Annotated in this window: 16 protein-coding genes and 1 pseudogene; 8 read left to right on the top strand and 9 right to left on the bottom strand. The window is 67.1% G+C overall.

Going from position 1 to position 18,195, the window contains the following annotated elements:
- Window positions 1–293 precede the first annotated feature (293 nt).
- A pseudogene (locus QLQ12_RS45850) lies at window positions 294–1,037 on the top strand (IS701 family transposase); the annotation flags it as partial.
- A gap of 1,519 nt (window positions 1,038–2,556) precedes the next feature.
- Here QLQ12_RS45850 and QLQ12_RS45845 read toward each other — a convergent pair.
- Window positions 2,557–3,063: an HAD domain-containing protein gene (locus QLQ12_RS45845; protein WP_282767382.1), complete on the bottom strand. Its 507-nt coding sequence runs from the start codon at window positions 3,061–3,063 to the stop codon at window positions 2,557–2,559.
- 138 nt (window positions 3,064–3,201) lie between these two features.
- On the bottom strand, window positions 3,202–3,504 hold the full coding sequence (locus tag QLQ12_RS45840; protein ID WP_282767381.1) for a putative quinol monooxygenase: 303 nt from the start codon (window positions 3,502–3,504) through the stop codon (window positions 3,202–3,204).
- 373 nt (window positions 3,505–3,877) lie between these two features.
- Here QLQ12_RS45840 and QLQ12_RS45835 point away from each other — a divergent pair, with 373 nt between their 5' ends.
- Entirely contained in the window at window positions 3,878–5,041 is a 1,164-nt protein-coding gene (locus QLQ12_RS45835) for an IS110 family RNA-guided transposase (RefSeq protein ID WP_282767380.1), read from the top strand.
- Between the two features lie 45 nt (window positions 5,042–5,086).
- Here QLQ12_RS45835 and QLQ12_RS45830 read toward each other — a convergent pair whose 3' ends face one another.
- On the bottom strand, window positions 5,087–5,356 hold the full coding sequence (locus QLQ12_RS45830; protein ID WP_282767379.1) for a hypothetical protein: 270 nt from the start codon (window positions 5,354–5,356) through the stop codon (window positions 5,087–5,089).
- A gap of 1,557 nt (window positions 5,357–6,913) precedes the next feature.
- On the opposite strand from QLQ12_RS45830, the gene corA reads away from it, so the two are divergent.
- Complete coding sequence (gene corA / locus QLQ12_RS45825; RefSeq protein ID WP_282767378.1) at window positions 6,914–8,002, top strand: magnesium/cobalt transporter CorA; 1,089 nt, start codon at window positions 6,914–6,916, stop codon at window positions 8,000–8,002.
- A 46-nt stretch (window positions 8,003–8,048) separates the two neighbouring features.
- On the opposite strand, the gene QLQ12_RS45820 is transcribed toward corA, so the two are convergent.
- From QLQ12_RS45820 to QLQ12_RS45810, 3 genes are all read right to left on the bottom strand, one after another.
- Window positions 8,049–8,405: a hypothetical protein gene (locus tag QLQ12_RS45820; RefSeq protein ID WP_282767377.1), complete on the bottom strand. Its 357-nt coding sequence runs from the start codon at window positions 8,403–8,405 to the stop codon at window positions 8,049–8,051.
- 916 nt (window positions 8,406–9,321) lie between these two features.
- On the bottom strand, window positions 9,322–10,143 hold the full coding sequence (locus QLQ12_RS45815) for an ABC transporter permease (protein ID WP_282767376.1): 822 nt from the start codon (window positions 10,141–10,143) through the stop codon (window positions 9,322–9,324).
- A complete protein-coding gene (locus QLQ12_RS45810; protein ID WP_282767375.1) occupies window positions 10,140–11,132 on the bottom strand; it encodes an ATP-binding cassette domain-containing protein in 993 nt (330 codons plus the stop codon). Before QLQ12_RS45810 ends, QLQ12_RS45815 begins: the two co-directional genes overlap by 4 nt.
- Window positions 11,133–11,181: 49 nt before the next feature.
- Between QLQ12_RS45810 and QLQ12_RS45805 the strand changes: the two genes are divergently transcribed.
- The 3 genes from QLQ12_RS45805 (at window position 11,182) to QLQ12_RS45795 (ending at window position 13,337) form a co-directional block, all read left to right on the top strand.
- The gene (locus tag QLQ12_RS45805) at window positions 11,182–11,724 is read left to right on the top strand and encodes an EXLDI protein (protein WP_282767374.1); all 543 of its coding nucleotides are present in this window, start codon (window positions 11,182–11,184) and stop codon (window positions 11,722–11,724) included.
- A gap of 333 nt (window positions 11,725–12,057) precedes the next feature.
- Window positions 12,058–12,390, top strand: coding sequence for an STAS domain-containing protein (locus tag QLQ12_RS45800; RefSeq protein ID WP_282767373.1), 333 nt, complete (start codon window positions 12,058–12,060; stop codon window positions 12,388–12,390).
- A complete protein-coding gene (locus QLQ12_RS45795) occupies window positions 12,387–13,337 on the top strand; it encodes a sensor histidine kinase (RefSeq protein WP_282767372.1) in 951 nt (316 codons plus the stop codon). The genes QLQ12_RS45800 and QLQ12_RS45795 overlap by 4 nt, the downstream gene beginning before the upstream one ends.
- 152 nt (window positions 13,338–13,489) lie before the next feature.
- On the opposite strand, the gene QLQ12_RS45790 is transcribed toward QLQ12_RS45795, so the two are convergent.
- Both QLQ12_RS45790 and QLQ12_RS45785 read right to left on the bottom strand, forming a co-directional pair.
- Window positions 13,490–14,128, bottom strand: coding sequence for a DUF4360 domain-containing protein (locus tag QLQ12_RS45790; protein ID WP_282767371.1), 639 nt, complete (start codon window positions 14,126–14,128; stop codon window positions 13,490–13,492).
- A 308-nt stretch (window positions 14,129–14,436) separates the two neighbouring features.
- A complete protein-coding gene (locus tag QLQ12_RS45785) occupies window positions 14,437–14,619 on the bottom strand; it encodes a response regulator (RefSeq protein WP_282767370.1) in 183 nt (60 codons plus the stop codon).
- Between the two features lie 110 nt (window positions 14,620–14,729).
- Between QLQ12_RS45785 and QLQ12_RS45780 the strand changes: the two genes are divergently transcribed.
- Entirely contained in the window at window positions 14,730–16,322 is a 1,593-nt protein-coding gene (locus QLQ12_RS45780; RefSeq protein ID WP_282767369.1) for a sensor histidine kinase, read from the top strand.
- Window positions 16,319–16,834 carry a GAF domain-containing protein gene (locus QLQ12_RS45775; protein WP_282767368.1) on the top strand — a complete coding sequence of 172 codons (516 nt, stop codon included), beginning with the start codon at window positions 16,319–16,321 and terminating at the stop codon, window positions 16,832–16,834. Before QLQ12_RS45780 ends, QLQ12_RS45775 begins: the two co-directional genes overlap by 4 nt.
- A 336-nt stretch (window positions 16,835–17,170) precedes the next feature.
- Here the strand turns inward: QLQ12_RS45775 and QLQ12_RS45770 are convergent.
- Window positions 17,171–18,195, bottom strand: a 1,025-nt coding sequence (locus QLQ12_RS45770; protein ID WP_282767367.1) for a coiled-coil domain-containing protein, incomplete at its 5' end; no start/stop codon positions are given.

Genomic DNA, 18,195 nt, shown 5'->3' with positions numbered 1-18,195 from the left:
TCTACGCCGTACTCCGACGCCTGCAGCTCCTGCTGGTCCATCTCCTCGGATCCTGCCCCACCTGCCGAACCCCGTTCCCACAACGGAAACGACGCCCACGACGCGGATCATGACAAAGCACTACTAGTACTCCAGCAGGAGATCCGTTCTGACCTGCCGTGATGGTGTGGTTTTATCCGGGAACAGCAAGCAGCCACCGTCGAGTCTCGATGGTTGTGACGACATCAAAAACGGCGGTGGCTGCCGCCTACAGGGTAGACGCTCAGCGATGGTCAGAGTTGTTCGGCGAGTTGATGGACCCGATCGAGGCACGCTTTGCCCGGCCGGAACCACGACGTCGAGTACGGAACTTCATGTCGGGGCTGCTCGCTCCATTGCCGACGAAGAACTGCTGGACGATCGCGGAACACGCCGGTGACGACGGCCCCGGCGGCATGCAAGACCTGATCAGCCGAGCCAGCTGGGACGATACCCTCGTGCGCGTCGACGTTCGTGACTTCGTCGCCCGCAGACTCGGGCATCCGGACGCGATCCTGGTCATCGACGAAACCGGCGATCTGAAGAAGGGCCGTCACACCGTCGGCGTCCCACGGCAGTACTCCGGCACCGCCGGAAAGATCGGGAACTGCCAGCTCGCCGTGCATCTCTCCTATGCCTCACCGCACGGTCACACCCTGGTCGATGTCGCTCTCTACCTGCCGAAAGCCTGGACCGACGACCCACAACGCAGAACTGGCGCCGGGATCCCCGACACCGTCGACTTCGCCACGAAACCGCAGCTGGCACGACGTCTGATCGAAACAGCGGTAGCCGGCGACCTGCCATGCCGGTGGGTCACCGGCGACGAAGCCTACGGCGGCGACCCCGCCCTGGCCGCCGCCCTGCGCGACCACCGGCTGGGTTACGTCCTCGCGGTCCCCTGCTCACACCGGGCACCGACCGGCCTCGGCATCCAACGGGCCGACCACATCGCAGCCGGCCTACCAAAACAGGCATGGCAGCGGATCTCCGGCGCCGGCGCGAAAGGCCACCGCTACTGGTACACCGGGTTAGCTAGCCCGCTGGCCCGGGGTGAAAGCGAAGTGGCAAGGCCCGGACAGTGGCAGAGGCCTTCCGCACGGTGAAGTAGCCGAGGCACCAGACGCCCGCTCTTCGGCTACTTCAGCACGCCGGCTCGGGCAGGCATGCTGGCGACCACCGAGCGTGACGGGCCGCCGCTGGCTGGTGTGCACGATCGGCTCAGTTCAGGACACCGGATAATACGGAACGTCGGGCACGCAGTGTGACGGCTCGCCGCTGGCTAACGTGCCCGGTCAGCGGCATGTGAGCGCGTTGCGATTGAGAGTTGGCAGGGGTCCTTCTCGCAGTGCGTTTGGGTGCAACTTTTGTTGGCAATGGTGCGCACGGCGCATCACGGAGTGATGCCTCTGTCGGACCAGGCTCGCTACCTGTCGGCAACCGTTGCCGCACCCTGAAGTGGCTAGCGTGGCCTCGTGTTCGTCTTCGGCGGTGAGGCCAGCCAATCCCGCAGCTTCGGTTTCCCCGCCGCGGTAACCCTGTTGGCGATCGCAGGGGTAGCCGCCACGGCGTTGCTGTGGCATCCGGCATCCCGCTCGATGCCCGCAAGCACGTCCAGCGAAGTTCCACCTCGTCCGACGAGTTGCACACCGGGGACGTTGAGGGGCTCTTTCGTCGAAGGAGGGCCAGTCGATCCCCGTGTCTTGCAGGAAGCGATCCTGAATCAGGATGCGAAAGACTGCGAATACCTGCTCGCTCACGATCCTGACCGAAGTCAATTCTCGGGCACGCTGCCGGCCAGGTCCGAGGCGGAGACCATCAACAGCGGGGTGACCGCAGCGATATGCACGGACCGCTTCTCGTGTTCACGACCGCGATCGGGCACCGCGTCGGATGTCGCCCTGGTCCGCGACTCGCTGCACCGTCTGGGTTATCTCGATGCCGATGTCCGGCTGGCCGAGTACGTCGGAGAGTCACCGGAGTACGACATCGTCTACGGGGTTCGGCTCCGAGCGGCCCGGGGATGTCTCGTCTCATTCGTTCGCATGGGACAAGGCGTTGCACCGATGGGCCCCGTCGGAGTCCTGTCCGACGGTCGATGCCTACATCGGGGCTCAGGGGCCATCCCGCAACCGATAGCCGCGCAGCCATCGGGCCCCAGCATTTCACTCGACTGCCTGCGGCCAGGAGCGTCAACGGTATGCAATGAGGGAGGCTGATGCCCATCAGGCCGAACTCTCCCTGTGCAGGTTTACGACCCGCCAGCCGGAGTCGTGGCTCCTGCTAAGGGCGGGACCGTCACCGTGGAAGTGGTGAACGGGTCGGTGGAGGCTTCCGACGACTCTGCGGGGCTCCACGACCTTGCCCGGATGCGCCTCGCTCGCTGATGCCCACGCCGCGAACGGTGCCCACATTCACCTCGACGCGGGCATCAGCCCGCTGGATCTGGGATCCGTTTCTCTGATGATCGCGCGCGGTCCGCGCCGTCGCGCGCAGCAAGCGCTATCAGCGGCATGAGAGTTAACTCTTGAGCCCCTGCTATCGAGTTGTAAGCCACCGGCGGATCGCGGCGAAGTCGGCGTCGGTGAGGCCGACGAGCGGGTCGACGCGGTGCAATAGAGCCGGTCCCTGATGATGGGTGCGGACCCATCGCTGGTCGGTGTCGGTGATCTCGTCGTCGAGCCAAATGAACGGGCGGTCACCTGCTTCCTGGGTGAGAGGCTTCGTCTTCCAGTGCAGCCCGTGCTGGGGGCTTTCGTCGTCCGGGAAGTCGACGATAGGCAGTTCCGGCAGTCCGAGCCGAGGCGCGACGATTTCGTTCGCGTCAGCCATCCAGGTCGTGGCCCAGATCAACTGGCATCCCAACGCCATCAATCTGCGCCCGTCCGCAGGGTCGAGACGGTCTACCAGCGGGTTACCCGAAGCCTGCCCTGGCACTGTGGCGGTCCTCGAGGTGGGCCCGTGCTCGGTGGGTCGGGCGCGGAACGGGATCAACGGGCCATCGACGTCCAAGTAGAGCAACGGGCGGCCCTCACGGGTGGTCATCCACGAGAACATATCCCGACAGCGACACTGCAACGGTATCGAGTGCCCGGACGGCGGCTAGAAGAGCATGTCGGTATCTGCGGTTTCACCGGAGGCAAGGTCATCATCCGGGGTGACCCCCCCGACGGCATACCCCCCTTACGCGACAGGCGTCGATTCCAGGAGAAGCACCTCAGCTGGCCCTGACCGGAACGCCCCGTTCGCGGCATCGGCCTTGCGCATGTGCTCCGAGTCGTCGTGGGCTTGCAATGCCTCCGAAGAAATCCATTCTTCGATCAATACGAAGCGATCTGGTTCGCCTTCGACGGCATGCAGGTCATAGCGCAGACAGCCGGGCTCGGCACGCACCACCGGAGCCAGCGCCGCGAATGCTGCCTCTTGTTCGGCACGGCGCCCCGGCTTGACCTTGATGAGCACGATGGCACGCAATGGAGAAGTCATGAGCCGAAGGCTAGGAGATCTTGGCGTGAACGCCAGCGAGTTCTCACCGGATGACGCTTGCGGGCAAGACTCGATGGCCACGCCCGACTTCGCCCGACCGCACACCCACCGACGCAGGCCTCCGTGACGATCCAAGGCGCGCGACTCGCGGCTACTTGTTTCATTGATCTACGACCGCAGCCCGGCCAGGCTTGGTCGAGGTGACCGGTGGGATCGCTCGCTCGCGGCTGTCCATCGCTGGTTTGGTGTGACTCTCATCTGGCATGCGCCTGCCGGTCACCGCGGCGCGGAGTGGCTCAAGAGGGGTATGCCCAGCTCAAAGTAGCGCTGCCCTCCCGCCGACACGTTGTCGGTTCGAGGGAGAGGCAGCCACATGGGCCAAGTCATCATCGGCGTAGACCCGCACAAACGCTCCGCCACCATTGAGGTCATCGACCAGCGCGAACGGGTCCTGGACAAGGGCCGGTTCGGCACCGACACGCCGGGCTACCAGGCCATGCTCGCCGCCGGCCGCCGGCACACCGACCGGATCTGGGCCGTCGAAGGGTGCAACGGCATCGGCCGGCACGTCGCCCAGCGCCTGGTCGCCGACGGCGAGACCGTCCTGGACGTGCCCGCGAAGCTGTCGGCCCGGGCCCGGGTCTTCTCCACCGGACAAGGCCGCAAGACCGACCCCGTCGACGCCCACAGCGTCGCCGTCGTCGCCCTGCGCACCCCCGCCCTGCGGCAGGTCACCGTCGACGACACCACCGTGGCATTACGCCTGCTCGTCGACCGCCGTGACCAGCTCGGCCGCGCCCGCACCGAAATCGTGTCCCGGCTGCATCACCTACTGCTGGAACTGATCCCCGGCGGCGCGAAGAAATTCCTGTCCGCCCAGCAAGCCCGGGCGCTGCTCAACACCGTCCGGCCACGCGACGTCGCCGGCAAGACCCGCCGCTGGCTCGCCTCCGAACTCATCCACGAACTCGTGACCGTCGACAAGAAGATCAAAGTCGCGAACCAGGAGCTGACCGAACTCATCACGTCGACCGGTAGCCGGCTGCAAGAGCTGCACGGCATCGGCCCGTCCGGCGCTGCCCGCCTGATCGGCGACATCGGTGATGTCAGCCGTTTCACCAGCCGCGGCCACTTCGCTTCCTGGAACGGCACCGCACCCATCGACGCCTCATCGGGCGACCAGAACCGGCACCGGCTGTCCCGGGCCGGGAACCGGCGCATCAACCGGGTCCTGCACATCATGGCCGTCGTCCAACTCCGCAACGACACTGAAGGCCGCCGCTACTACCGGCGCAAACTCGCCGAAGGCAAGACCACGATGGAAGCGATGCGGGCACTGAAACGACGCCTGTCCGACATCGTCTACAAACGGATGGTCGCCGACGCCAAACGGCTGGCGACGGGCCCGGGAGGACAAGCGGGGGCGACTCTGCAATCCAGCGCGGCCGACCCAAACCCCAAGATCGACACTTCGGAGAAGTCACTTCCCGGACCCGCCGAACCCCAGCCTAGAACACCGCTCCTCACCGCCTCTTGACACAGAGGGGTGCCAGAAGAGGATGTCTCGGACGCTGGCCACCTGTCACTGCTCGGTAGGCGGCCTACCGATATCACCGAGGCTATCCAGCAGCCGCTCGCGGGCGTTGTGAAGGCGGCCGGAATAGTCCGGCATAAAAATCTCGACAAGCGACTTGTCCAGCGTGCCAGCGATCGAGTATAGCGGAGACCAGACCGCGCGCTCCTCGTTGACGAGGTTGTCGAACGCCGCGGTGCCCATCATCCGGTCGAGCCAGTCGGAGAGCACGAGAGCCTGGTCTCTGGTGAGTTTGATCGCGAGTTCGTCATCCGGCACCGATGAAGCGTACTGGTCACCAGCCTGGTCGCCCCGGGCCCCGCCCGCGCGGGAGCGCGATCAGCGGCATGTGAGTAACTTCAGGCCTTATCGCCATTCGGCTGCCACCGTCAGCTGGCACGCACTATGCAGGGCCTATGGACGGTAAGCGGGTCGATCAGGCAGTTCGGGAGCGCATCCGGCCGCTGCTTCGCGATGCGGGCTTTCACAGCTTTACTGGGCGTCGGGCGTGGCGGAGTCACGACGACACTATTGATCATCTTGTGGTGGGATCCTTCAGTAGTTACACCGCAGATGGGATCGGGTGTACGACGTTCTCCTTCGGTGTCGAAGCCGCCGTCTTCTACGCCTGCGCGGAGGAGATCGCGACCACGAGACCGAAGGAGTACCACTGCACCTTCCGCTTCATCCTGGGTAAGTCTGTGCGGCAGCCGTTTTTCCATCCCTACGGCAAAGCCGGCCCCGACCGCCCGGACATCTGGTACGTACTACCGGACGGATCGAACTTGGACGACTGTATAGCCGATGCTGCGAAAGCAGTCCAAAACCAAGGGCTCCCGCTCATGGACAGATTCACGGAACCGCACCAGGCATACCGCGCTCTACTGACGCAGCGATCGTCGGCAGTGGGTTACGACAACCCGCAAGTCTGGATGCCGGGCAATCCTGGGTCGCCACGTTGGCGCGGGACGACTGAATCAATCGGCACCCTAATTGGTGCTGACGTTCAGAACGACCTGAGAAATGCACCCGTGCTGTCCCCGAGGTGAAGGCTTGCGAGTTGATGCCGCCCTGGCAACGAATTGCCACGCGGAAACGCACTCTCATCGGCATGAGAGGGTGTCGGGGTGGGCAGCCGAGCATGGGAATGGAAAGGGCGGGGTTGACTCAGTTTCAAGCCGTGGCCTGCGAGGTGACGGCTCACCGTGGCCGGTTCGGTGTGGATGTTGAAATTGTCGACCCAGCGGCACGAGTACCAGCGTTCATCGACTTCGCGCTGCTTGCGGAGGCTCGTCCGGAGCATCCGACACCTTCAGACTTTCCTGAGATGGGCTCCGTAATTGAAGCAGTAACCATAGATTTCATGCCCAACGGAGAACTGCGATTGTCGGCGCGCCGTTCCGATATTGCTGAGGTCCGGTCGGCGCAATAGTTCGCGGCACCCGAACGAGGACACTCTCGTCGGCACGAGAGTGATCGCGGTGTTCTCGTCAGCCAGGGCAGCAGGTGAGGCCTTTGGCGTACGCGACGGAGCGGAGTCATACCGGTCTCACTGCACGGCGAACCGCCGGCACCGGGAACCTCCACCCGCCTGGCCCCTGCTGGACCACGCGTTGGACACTCGCGGAAGAGGGACACCGTAGACGTGACAGGCCCACAGATCGGGCAAACGGTCCGATCATGGGGTGAGGCGGCCGGGCCGTGGCAGCGTCACGGCCGAGGTGGCCGGTTAAGGTGCGTGGGCCAGCCGTGACGGAGGCCGGGCCCAGATGGTGCGGTGCCGGGGCTTCGGACGGCCTCGGGTATGCCGGCGAAGGACCGAAGGAGAAAGCCGTCGTGAGGGGAGCACTCGGGCGCCGTCTGGCGGCCGCGACGTCAGGCGGCGACAAGACGGTCCCGGCTGCTGCGCCGGAGACCGGGGCGCGGCGGCCGGCGTTGGTGGACTGCGGGCTGTACAGGGACGGCGTCCGGCTGCCCGGGGCTCCGGATATCGCTGCCCTGTACGAGCGGGCCCGTCGGGAACCGGATGCGTTCGTCTGGCTGGGCCTGTACGAGCCCGACGAAGCCATGTTGACCGAGATCGCCGCCGTCTTCGGGCTGCACCCTCTAGCCGTCGAGGACGTGTTGCAGCAGGAACGCCGGCCCAAGCTGGAACGCTACGAGGACGTCTCCTTCCTCGTCCTGCGTGCGGCCCAGTACGTGGAACACGCCGAGCTGACCGAGACCAGCGAGGTCGTCGACACCGGCACCGTGCGGATCTTCGTGAGCGGCGACTTCGTGATCACCATCCGGCACGGCAGCGTCGGAGAACTCACGTCCGTGCGCACCGATCTGGAAGCCGGACCGGCGCTGCTAGCGCAAGGACCGTGGGCGGTGGTGCACGCTGTCGTGGACCGGATCGTGGACGCCTACGTCGACATCGCCGCCGCCGTCCAAACCGACCTCGACGCCGTCGAAGCGGCTGTGTTCACCCGCACTCCCGGCATCGGCGTGGAACACATCTACCAGCTCAAACGCGAACTGCTGGAATTCCGCTCCGCCGTGCTGCCCCTGCAACGCCCTCTCGGCGGCATCGTCGACGGGCACAGCCACCAGCTGCCCAAGGAGGTCCGCCGCTACTTCCGCGACGTCGCCGACCACCACGCCCGCGTCGTCGAACAGATCACCAGCTACGACGAACTGCTCGCCTCGATCCTGCAAGCCCGCCTCGGACAGGTCACCATCGACCAGAACAACGACATGCGCAAGATCGCCTCATGGGCCGCCATCGCCGCCATGCAGACCGCCATCGCCGGCGTCTACGGGATGAACTTCACGTTCATGCCCGAACTCGAATGGCGCTACGGCTACCCCGGCGTACTGACCCTGATGCTCATCAGCGCGGTGGTGCTGTACCGCATCCTGCGCCGCGCCGGCTGGCTCTGACCCGGCCACCAGGCCGCCATGCGGCACCCGTGCGAGCCGGCAGGTCTCAGCGCACCGCGGCGGCCCACAGATCGACCAGCCACCGGCCATCGTGCTCAGCGATCGGCAGCATGCCGCACGACCCCGACCCGGCAGCCAGCTCCAACATCATCGCCTGCTGCCGCTGCACCACGGCGACCGTAGGACTCGCGCCGCCGCACGACGCGGACCGCAACATCGCAGCCAGAACCTCGTCGTCCTCGGGGGCATCAACCACCAGCCGCCGTACGGCGTCCACATCCCGCGCCACCACCGCCGCCCGGACCTGGGCGGCGAGCGCCTGCGGCGACGGCTCGCCCTCCAACGGCGCACTCGCGATCAGCCACACGTTCGTCGCTACCCACGCCACCGCTACCAGTGCCACCAAAACCATCAACCGCCGTCGGAGCCGCTGACGCACAGACCGCAGAGCCGCACTAAGCACCGCGCCAGTATGACCTTCCCCGCCCATGCCTACCCGACGGTGCCCGCGCTGAGTGGCCATCTCCGGAACCCAGCCCGCCGCCAAGATCACCAGCGTTCCGTTCCCTCGGGCCCCGTGGTCGATGATCCGTACCTCGACGCTGTCGTGGTGGTGGCTGGCCCCACCCCTGGCCCGCACCCGACAGCGCGTGACGAGAGCAACCGTGGAGAGCCCGTTGCGCGGAGACGCGTACGGCAGGTTCGGCGAGCGGCCTGGAGAAACGGACTAGCGGAAACGCAGCAACCGTGCTCCAAGCCGACTCAATTAGCCGATCCCGGATCCGGCAGCACAAGCCCTGGACGTAATGCGCTGGTTCACCGAACGGCGCGACAACATCATGAGCAGGTCATCGCACCCGGCGAACCGGTAGTCGCTGCACCGGTTCCCTCCGGGAACAGACCTGCCGTCGATGGCCGGCCACGCAGTGCGGACCGGATGTGCTGTGCCTGGTGACCCGCAACCAGGCACAGCACCTTGATCAGGATCACGATCGACGCGGCGACCGTGGCGCCGCCGGCCGCTCCGGCGGCATCGGTGGGCCAAGAGCAATCGCAGACTCAGTACGACAACGCCGCTCTCAGCGCAAGGCCGGAGGGAGTTCGGTTCGACCCCGACAGCCTGGCCAAGACGGATCGCGCCGGAACATCCGTCGCCTGCCCGGCGGCGGGCCGCCTGCACCGGTTCGTCCGGGTCCACCTCGAAGATCACCTGCCGGGAGGCATGTCACCGTGGCTCGTCCTTCAACGGCATTTCAACGAGGTGGACCCGCATTACGCAGGTTCACACGTGGGGCATACGCGCATCGGGGTACGGGCCGTCAGGCGCGGCGGAACGCGCGCACCGTGAGCGGTACGAAGACAAGCAGCAGAACCGCGAGCCAGAGCAGCGCGCCGGCTGCGGGTCCGGCTGGTGGGGGGCCACCGATGGCCAGGCCGCGGACCGCGTCGACGACGAGCGTGACCGGGTTGTGCTCGGAGAACATCCGGACCGGGCCGGGCATGGTGTCGGTCGGGACGAAGGCTGAGGAGGCGAACGTCAGCGGGAACACCCAGATGAAGCCCGCCGACTGGGCGGTCTCGGGGTTGCGCACCGACAGTCCGATCCAGGCGCTGATCCAGGAGAAGACGAATGAGAAAGTGAGCACCAGCAGGAACGCTGCGCCCAGCTGCCAGGCCGGTCCGGTGGGGCGGAACCCGACGAGCAGGCCGACGGCGATCATGACGATCAGGGTGCATACGTTCATGATCAGGTCGGCGGCGGTACGGCCCAGCAGCACCGCTGACCGGGCGATCGGGAGCGACCGCAGGCGGTCCACGACGCCGCTGCCGAGGTCCTCGGTCAGGCCGATGCCGGTGACCAGAGCGCCGAAGACCGCGGTCTGGACGATGATGCCGGGCATCAGGAAGTTGACATAGGAGGTGGCGCCGGTGTCGATGGCGCCGCCGAAGATGTAGCGGAACAGCAGCACGAAGATGACGGGCTGGATGAACGAGAAGACGATGTAGGTCGGCCGGCGCAGAGTCTTACGCAGTTGGCGGGCGGCGAGCACGCGGCTGTCGCGCAGCACGGCGGCGGGTGTCAGCCGCTGCCGGCCGGAGCGTGCGGCCAGGCCGGAGCGGGTCGTGGTGGCTGTGGTCATCGGAGCTCCTCGGCGAGGGCGGGCGAGGTGGTGGTCCGGCCGGTCAAGGTCAGGAAGACGTCGTCGAGGCTGGGCTGGGTCAGTTGGATCGTGGCCACGTGCAGGCCCCGGTGGTCCAGCCGCCGGAGCGCTTCGGCGGAGGCGTCCGGTCGGGTGACCCGTACGGTCAGTTCGCCGGCAGGGCAGTCGGCGCCGACGGTGGTTCCGGTGGCGGCGAGGTCCGCCAGCAGCGGTGCCGCAGCGGCGGTGGTGGCCGGCTCATGTAGCCGGATCCGCAGGACGTCGGTGCCGACGCCGGCCTTGAGCTCGGCCGGGGTGCCCTCGGCGATCACCGTTCCGGCGTCGACGACGGCAATGCGCTGGGCGAGCCGATCGGCTTCCTCCAGGTACTGCGTGGTGAGCAGCACGGTGGTGCCCTCGGCGCGCAACTCGTCCACGATGGCCCAGAGCTCCTGTCGCGAGCGCGGGTCGAGGCCGGTGGTCGGCTCGTCGAGCAGCAGCACGGGTGGACGGCCGGTGAGGCTGGCGGCCAGGTCGAGCCGGCGTCGCATGCCACCGGAGTAGGTGCCGACGCGCCGGTCTGCCGCCGCGGTCAGATCGAAGCGCTCGAGAACCTCACCGGCCCTGCGGCGGGCCTCGGCGCGGGGCAGCCGGTACAGGCGCCCGATCATCTCCAGGTTCTCCCGGCCGGTCAGTTCCTGGTCGACGGCGGCGTACTGTCCGGCGAGCCCGATGGCCAGGCGAACCGGCAACGGGTCCTGGACGACGTCGTGACCCATCACTCGTGCCGTGCCCCTGCTCGGATGCAGCAGCGTGGAGAGCACCCTGATCAAGGTGGTTTTGCCGGCGCCGTTGGGCCCGAGGACGCCCATGACCGTGCCGGCGTCGATCCGCAGGCTGAGGCCGGCCAGGGCGGTGACCTTGCCGTAGGCGACAGCGAGATCCTCGACCTCGACCGGGCACGGCGGTGTATCTATGTACGTATGCATGTACGCAGTAGTACACGTATGAGTACACTCGTGTCCAGAGGTGAGATGAATGCCGAACAAGACCATCTACATTGCCGACGACGACCTCCCGCTGCTGCAGCAGGCTCAGGAACTGACCGGGGGGAACCTGTCCGGCGCCATCGTCACGGCACTCCGCCGCCTGGTCGAGTTAGAGCAGGCGAAACGGTCCGGGTTCGACGAGATCACCGTCAAGGTCGGTCTCGGCAATTCCTCGATCAAGCGGTTCCTGGGCGTCGCCCTCGGCGAGTGGACCACGTCGGGCAACGAGGGCGACGAGACTTACTCGTTGTTTCGAACCAGCAAGGGCCGCTTCGCCGTGCACCACTCCCACTCCGAACTGCACACGCCGGTGGGACCCAACGCCGAGCACAGCCGTAAGTGGTCGACCGGATGGCGCGGCTGGGTCGGCGACTGGTCTCCCGATCAGGCGTGGATGCGCACCCCGGCACAGGCCGTCTTCACCGTCGTCGACACCGCCGAAGAGCTTGAACCGCTGCTACCGGCAGAGCTCTACGCTCTGGCGCTGCGGACCATCCGGGACGAGCCTTCGGTGGAAGACCTCGACATCTGACCCCAGCACGCGGCGGATGTAGACGCCCCAGCTCTGCTCCGCTGACGGGTTCACGCCGACCAGGCGGTAGACGCCCCGCTCGCCGATGCTGCTGCGCGCCCCGGTGACCACCCGGTACAGGTGGCCACCGAACGGCCGGTAAACCATCCCCGGCGCAACGATCAGGGTGATGACGAGGATCCAGCCGGCAGTCAGAACCTCTCCGGGAACAGCAGAACGACGGCGGCGGCGCGGCCGGGCCTGACCCCTTGCGGCGGGCTCGCCTGGGGTCAATGCTGATATGTGCGCCTTAATGGCGTTGATGTTGGACGATAGACGACGGCGGCGACGCATGTGGAGCGACAATCCGAGGTTCTCGGCGGTTGCGAGTTGGTCTGGGCGAGCGCCGAAGTTCGGCTCGGCGGGGAGATCGACTCTGCCAACGTTTCCCTGGTCGAGCAGCGAGTCCTCCCGCTAATCTCCGGCCCGGTCACCGTGATCGACTGCCGGTCGGTCACGTTCCTGGACGCGGGCGGTGTCCGGATGCTGGCACGGTTCGGGGCCGCCGCGCTCAGTGCGAACACCGTCGTACGTGTTCGGTGCTCACCGTGGATGACGATAACCCTGGAGCTTTGCGGGTTCGAGGAACTTCCCGGTCTCGTGCTGACCCATGAGGAGCCCTCATGACTGCCCAGCTCGACGGCTTACGATGCCACCACAGTGTCCTGGTGATCGACGCGGATGACACCCTGGACAAAGTGCTGGTGCCGGTGTTGCGACGGCACGCGGCCGGCGGTGAACCAGTGTTGCTGGTGGTCGGTGCGCACACCGAACGGGTGTTGCGGCAGGGCCTCGGAGATGCCGCCGATCGCCTCGAGTGGGGCGCTCAAGAACAGTTCTACCGGCAGCTCGGTCTCGCCTACAGCGGATTTATGCGCCATCTGCGTGAGCAATCAGCCCACGGTCGGCGGGTGCACGTCTTCGGTGAGCCCGGGTACGCGGGCGAGCGGCTGACCGCCTACCTGCCCTACGAGGCGTTCTACAACGAGATCTTTCCAGCCTTCGGCTCCCCACTGACCTGCGTCTACGATCAGCGCACGCATCCGGCCGGGGTGATCGAGGAGATGCGCCAGGTTCACAGCGAGGAATGGACCGAGCGGGGTTGCCTGCCCAATGCGACTTATGTTCCGCCGGGACAGTTCCTGAATGATCGGCTGCGGCCCTTGGCGCCGGTCCCGCCGCATGTTGAGGTCGACACCGTCGTGTGTGATCTGTCCGAGCTGACCACGTGCCGGACGACGCTCGGCCGGTGGGCAGCCGCGCACCATCTCCCGCAGGCGACGCTCGCGCAGGTCCTGGTCGCTGTCAACGAGGTGGTGACCAACGGACTCGGGCACGGCCGCACGCCGGTGCGAGTGCGGGCGTGGCGGCACGAGACCAACCTGGTCGTGCAGGCCGACGATCACGGCGGCCGGCGGATCCCGCCCGACGCCGGCTACCGTCCACCGAAGCAGCCCAGGGACCCGATGGGCCTGTGGGCGGCACGGCAGGCCGCAGACATCCTGGCCACCGACACCAGCGGCGGCCTCACCTCGGTCCGGATGTCCTTCCCGCATCCTCCGTCCGTCAGCTGAGGACCTCGCTCGAGCACCCGTCCGGCGGGCCAACCGAGGAACTGGGGCACGTTGCCGCCGCCATTGACGCGCACCGCCATTGGGGAGGGCGGTGCGCGTCCGAGGAGGCGGGCATGGAGCTTCGGTACGAAGGGCCCCCGCAGGGTGGCGTGTCAGCACTTCTTCCAGGCGACGTGGTAAACGGTGTCGAGGTTGCCGTCGGTGGAGTCCATGGTGAGGAAGCTGGTGGTCTTCTTCTTGTCGGACCAGCCGGCGTTGACGCGGAGCTCGGTGTTGACGTTGAGGTAGCGCTGCTCACCGCACGGCAGGAACGACACCGAGCTGATGCCGATGCTGTCGGTACGCTGCCAGTCGCCGTCGGCCGGGCCGGTGAAGTTGTGGCGCGACCGATGGGTCTGTGCCTCGCCCTGGAAGTAGTAGAACGAGGACTGCGTCGCTGACGCGCCTTTCTCCAGGCGGGCGAAGCCGCGGTAGTCGGTGCGGGCGATGGCGTAGGTGTAGCCCTGCGGGACGTCGACGTTCAGGCCGAGCTGGCAGTTCTTGCGGAAGTCGAGCGGTTTCGCGCCGACACCGACCTGCGCGGTGAATTCGCTGTAGGTGACGGTGAAGGCCTTGTTGTCCGGCGACACGATCACGTCCGCGGTGCCGAGCGGGCAGCCGGAGCCGTTGGCGGAGACGACGTCGATGACCATCTTGTCGACCGGCAGCGGCGCGGGCGCCGCGGCTGCCGGCACGACGGTCGCCGCGAGCGAGGCGAGCAGTGTGGTTCCCGTGACGATGGCGTTGAGCATGACAAGCCCCTATACGAAGTGTGGATGCGGTTGACCGGCCGCTGTGAGCCGGATCCGGCGTGCCACTGAAACGTATGATTTGTCTGTTAAGTACACAATCGCGTTGTGAGGTGTGATGAGCGCGTACAGGTGACTCCCGGGCACTTTCCGGCCGACCGGTTGATCAACGCATGGGCCACCCGGCCAGGGTGGTTGCACCGGACAGCCGGAAGCCGCCGCCCGTAGGGCGGCGACGCCTAAGCAAGAGCGGACCGCTACAGGAAGCCGATCGCTTCCGCTATTGCCGGGCGTGCGAAAGAGCCGTTCTGTTACCGACTCGCAGTGGTGCCAGGCCGCGAGGCCGAGGGCCTCGGGCCGTTGTTGGCGACGACGGCGTGGTATCCGCCTTCGGTGAGGATCCAGGCGACGATGCGGGCGAGTGCGGGTTCGTCCTCGACGACCAGGACGGTGCGGCCGGCGCGGTCCGGTGGCATGGCCGGGGTGCTCGCCACGGACCGGGGTGACGATCGTGATGACGTCGATACCCAGCCGGTGGGGGTTTTCTCATGTCAGTGGGTGCCGCGGTCGATCGTGTAGGTCCCCGACGTGTTCAGGAGTGCCTGTGACCGACATCGTGACCAGCCGGCGTCCGTTCCCGGTGCCAGCGGACGAGGACGCACGGCTGGCGGCGCTGGCGGCGTACGACATCGTCGACGGCGCCCCGGAACCGGATCTGCAGCTGATCGCGCAACTGGCGGCGGATGTGTGCGGCACCGCGCGGGCGGTCGTCAACATCACGGCAGCGCAGTATCAGCATCAGGTCGCCGCGGTAGGCATGGCGCCGCAGGTGTGTGACCGGGGTGACTCGATGTGCACGATCAGCATCCTGGAGCCGGCCGCGGTGGTGCTCGCCGACGCGAGCACCGACCCGCGATTCGCCGACAACCCGCACGTTGACGGGACGATGGACAGCATTCGTCTCTACGCGGCCAGCCAGCTCCGCGTCGGGGACGGCCAGGTGATCGGCACGTTGTGCGTGTTCGACACCGAGGTCCGGGAGCTGACCGCGGTGCAACGTGCCGGGCTGGACCGGTTGGCGCGCATGGTCGTCGACGTGCTGGAGCTGCGCCGGCACTCCGGCCTGCTCACCGAGGCTTTGCGCGACCGGGAACAGACCCTGGCCGAGTTGGAGGCCACTCATCAGGAACTGCTGCGGTCAAACACCGCGTTGCAGCAGTTCGCGGGGCAGGTCAGCCACGATTTGAAGAACCCGCTGACCGGTGTGCTCGGTTTCATCAGCTCGCTGGCCGAGGTACCCGCCGTCGCGGACGACGAGACTGCGACGTGGATGCTGCAGCGTGTGATGTCGTCGAGTACCCGGATGTGGCGCATGATCGAAGATGTGCTGGCGCACGCCGCCGTCAGTGGCGCTCCCGATTTCGTCCCGGTGGCACTGTCCGACATCACCGGGCAGGTACTCGAGGACCTGCACGACGCGATCACCGCCGCCGACGCCCGCATCGACGTCGACGAGCTCCCTGCCGTCATCGGCGACGCCACCCAGTTGCGGGTACTGCTGCAGAACCTGATCGGCAACGCCGTGAAGTACCGCCACCCGCAACGGCGCAGCACCATCCGGATCAGCTCCGCTCTCACCGGCGGAATTCAGTCGATCAGCGTGGCCGACAACGGCCGCGGGATCCCGCCCGCCGACCGGGCCAAGGTCACCGAACTGTTCACCCGCGTACACACCGACGTCGAAGGCACCGGCATCGGACTGGCCACCTGCCAGCGCATCATCGCGGCGCACCACGGCACCCTGTCGTTTCGCGACACCCCCGGCGGCGGCACCACTGTCACGGTCACCCTGCCGCCCGCCCCGACCACCGCGTCGGCATCACCGTGCGGGACGGCCGCGCATTCCTCCATCAGTCCGGCCGCCGACGCGACCGAACCCGCCGGGTTGCGGCGGCCTAGCATGGCCGACGCCCGCGACGCGGTCCACCGCTCACACGGCGACGCCGCAGCCCCGATCTGGGCGAAGCTGCTGCGCACCAGCCAGCTCACCGGTCACGAGACCAGCGACGACGCCCTACCGCAGCTACTGCGGGCCATGACCGCCCTCGACCCGGTCAGCAGGCTGTGCGCGCACGCCATCGGCATCCGGCTCGCCGCACACACCAACACGGCCACCACCACCAGGAGCGCCGCATGAACACGACGACCGACCTGTTCGCCCGGCTGGGTGAGCCGGCCCGGATGAGCCAGCTGGCCCGCTACGGCCTGTTCCACCCCGGGCTAAAAGCCCGGATGGAGGCCATCGCCGCGCACAGCGCCCACCAGCTGAACGCGCCGATCTCGCTGGTCTCCATGGTTCTCGACAGCGCCCAGTTCCTCCTCGGCGCCCACGGCGTCACCGGCTGGATCGACGAGGCACTCGGTACCCCGGCCGAATGGGCGCTCTGCACCCACACCGTGCTCGCCGGCCGCCCGTACTGCCTCATCGACGCCACCACCGACGCCGTCCACGCCGACAACCCGCTGCTGGACATGATCGGTGTCCGCAGCTACGCCGGTGTACCACTGATCGACGACAGCGGCCACGTTCTCGGCGCGCACTGCATCATCGACGTCGCACCGCGCACCTTCACCGAAGACGACCTCACCGTCCTGCACCACGGCGCCGACCAAGCCATGGAAATCCTCTCGGCATACCGCACCAACTGAGGGCTGCCAGGGTGGAGCTGACCGGATAACTTCGCGCTGCCGTTCGGGATGGGCGGCGAAGACGTACTGCAATGCCGTGCTGTCGCAGATGCCAAGCAGGGCGCATCAGGCCACGGACCAATGGCAAGTCGAACACCGACTCGTGGCGACAAACAGCGGAGCACAGAGCACCAGTCAACGCGAATTCAACAACATCTTCACCGCCATAGACAGTGACCCGGACACACAACCATCCGAAGATCTCCGAGGCCGGCCGGTGCACCACGTGAAGCGACTTTCCCACGAGCCGCGGGGTACGAGCCCTCCGCAGGTCGGCCTCGCACCCCCGGTGTGGCCCTAGTTGATCGACAGATGCACGTGGTTGGTGTGGTCACTGGCGGGGTCGCCACCCGCTCCGCTGTACGACTTCCATCCGCCGCCCGGTAGCCAGATCCGGCGGTACCAGATCACGTAGAGCACGTGGAGATCGTCGGCGTTGTTGATGAAGTAGTTCGCCAGGTTGTCGCCGTAGGTCTTGTCGCCCCCGGTCGCGTCTCCCTCGAAGCCGCCCTTCTGCGCGGCGAAGTCGCAGGCCTGGCCCTTGGGGTGCTCGCCGCTGTTCTGCTTCCGCCAGCACTTGGTGTGCCGGGTGAAGCCGTCCGCCTGCGCCTGCTTCAGCGCGTGCAGTGTGCGCGGGGTGAGGCAGCCGCCGGTGCCGGTGGGGTCCTTCTGGGTGCAGCCGGAGCCGGAACTCGGAGCCGGGTCGGCGTCGGCGCTGTTGCCGCCGTCGGAGGGCGAGGAGGCGTCGGCGCCCTGGTTGGCCTTCTTCAGTGCGGCCTCGGCGTTCGACTTCTGTTTCGCCATCACGGTGACCTGGTTCTGCTGGTCCTTGATGGCGATGTCGAGGGCGTCCTTGGCCTTCTGCTGCGACTCCCGGGTGGTCTTGAGGTCCTCGATCGCCTGGTTCTGGTCGGCCGCGACGACGGCCAGGGTCTCGGCCCGGTCCAGGAACCCGTCGGCCGAGTTCGAGCCGAGCAGCGCCGCCATCGGCCCGGCACGGCCGGCGGTGTACGCCTGGGCCGCCAGCATGTCGAGCGTCTGCTGCTGGGGACCGACAGCGGCGTCCAGGCGCTTGAGTTCTTCGGTCAGCTTGGCCTGCTGCTCCTTGGAGGTCTTCAGTTTGGCCTTGGCCTCGATGAATCCCTTGGAGGCCTTCTCGAGTTGTTCGATCAGTGACTTGGTTCCGCCCTCGCCGTCGTCACCGGAGTCGCCGGGAGCGGCGAGCAGCCGGGGGGCCGCGGTAGCCGGCGTCGGAGCGACGGCCAGTCCGCACGCGGTGACGAGCAGCGCCATCAACGCCGCTAATCGCCGCGCAGTGTTCT

It is taken from the genome of Actinoplanes sandaracinus, from assembly GCF_030009775.1.
GTDB classification, from domain to species: Bacteria; Actinomycetota; Actinomycetes; order Mycobacteriales; family Micromonosporaceae; genus Actinoplanes; species Actinoplanes sandaracinus.
This window is presented reverse-complemented; position numbering and strand designations above follow the sequence as displayed.

What these genes read in the sequence shown, in the direction of transcription:
- QLQ12_RS45845 (WP_282767382.1), bottom strand. Translation starts at nt 3,063, where the DNA reads ATGACCACCCGTGAGGGCCGCCCGTTGCTCTACTTGGACGTCGATGGC.
- QLQ12_RS45840 (WP_282767381.1), bottom strand. Translation starts at nt 3,504, where the DNA reads ATGACTTCTCCATTGCGTGCCATCGTGCTCATCAAGGTCAAGCCGGGG.
- QLQ12_RS45835 (WP_282767380.1), top strand. Translation starts at nt 3,878, where the DNA reads ATGGGCCAAGTCATCATCGGCGTAGACCCGCACAAACGCTCCGCCACC.
- QLQ12_RS45815 (WP_282767376.1), bottom strand. Translation starts at nt 10,143, where the DNA reads ATGACCACAGCCACCACGACCCGCTCCGGCCTGGCCGCACGCTCCGGC.
- QLQ12_RS45810 (WP_282767375.1), bottom strand. Translation starts at nt 11,132, where the DNA reads ATGCATACGTACATAGATACACCGCCGTGCCCGGTCGAGGTCGAGGAT.
- QLQ12_RS45805 (WP_282767374.1), top strand. Translation starts at nt 11,182, where the DNA reads ATGCCGAACAAGACCATCTACATTGCCGACGACGACCTCCCGCTGCTG.
- QLQ12_RS45795 (WP_282767372.1), top strand. Translation starts at nt 12,387, where the DNA reads ATGACTGCCCAGCTCGACGGCTTACGATGCCACCACAGTGTCCTGGTG.
- QLQ12_RS45790 (WP_282767371.1), bottom strand. Translation starts at nt 14,128, where the DNA reads ATGCTCAACGCCATCGTCACGGGAACCACACTGCTCGCCTCGCTCGCG.
- QLQ12_RS45775 (WP_282767368.1), top strand. Translation starts at nt 16,319, where the DNA reads ATGAACACGACGACCGACCTGTTCGCCCGGCTGGGTGAGCCGGCCCGG.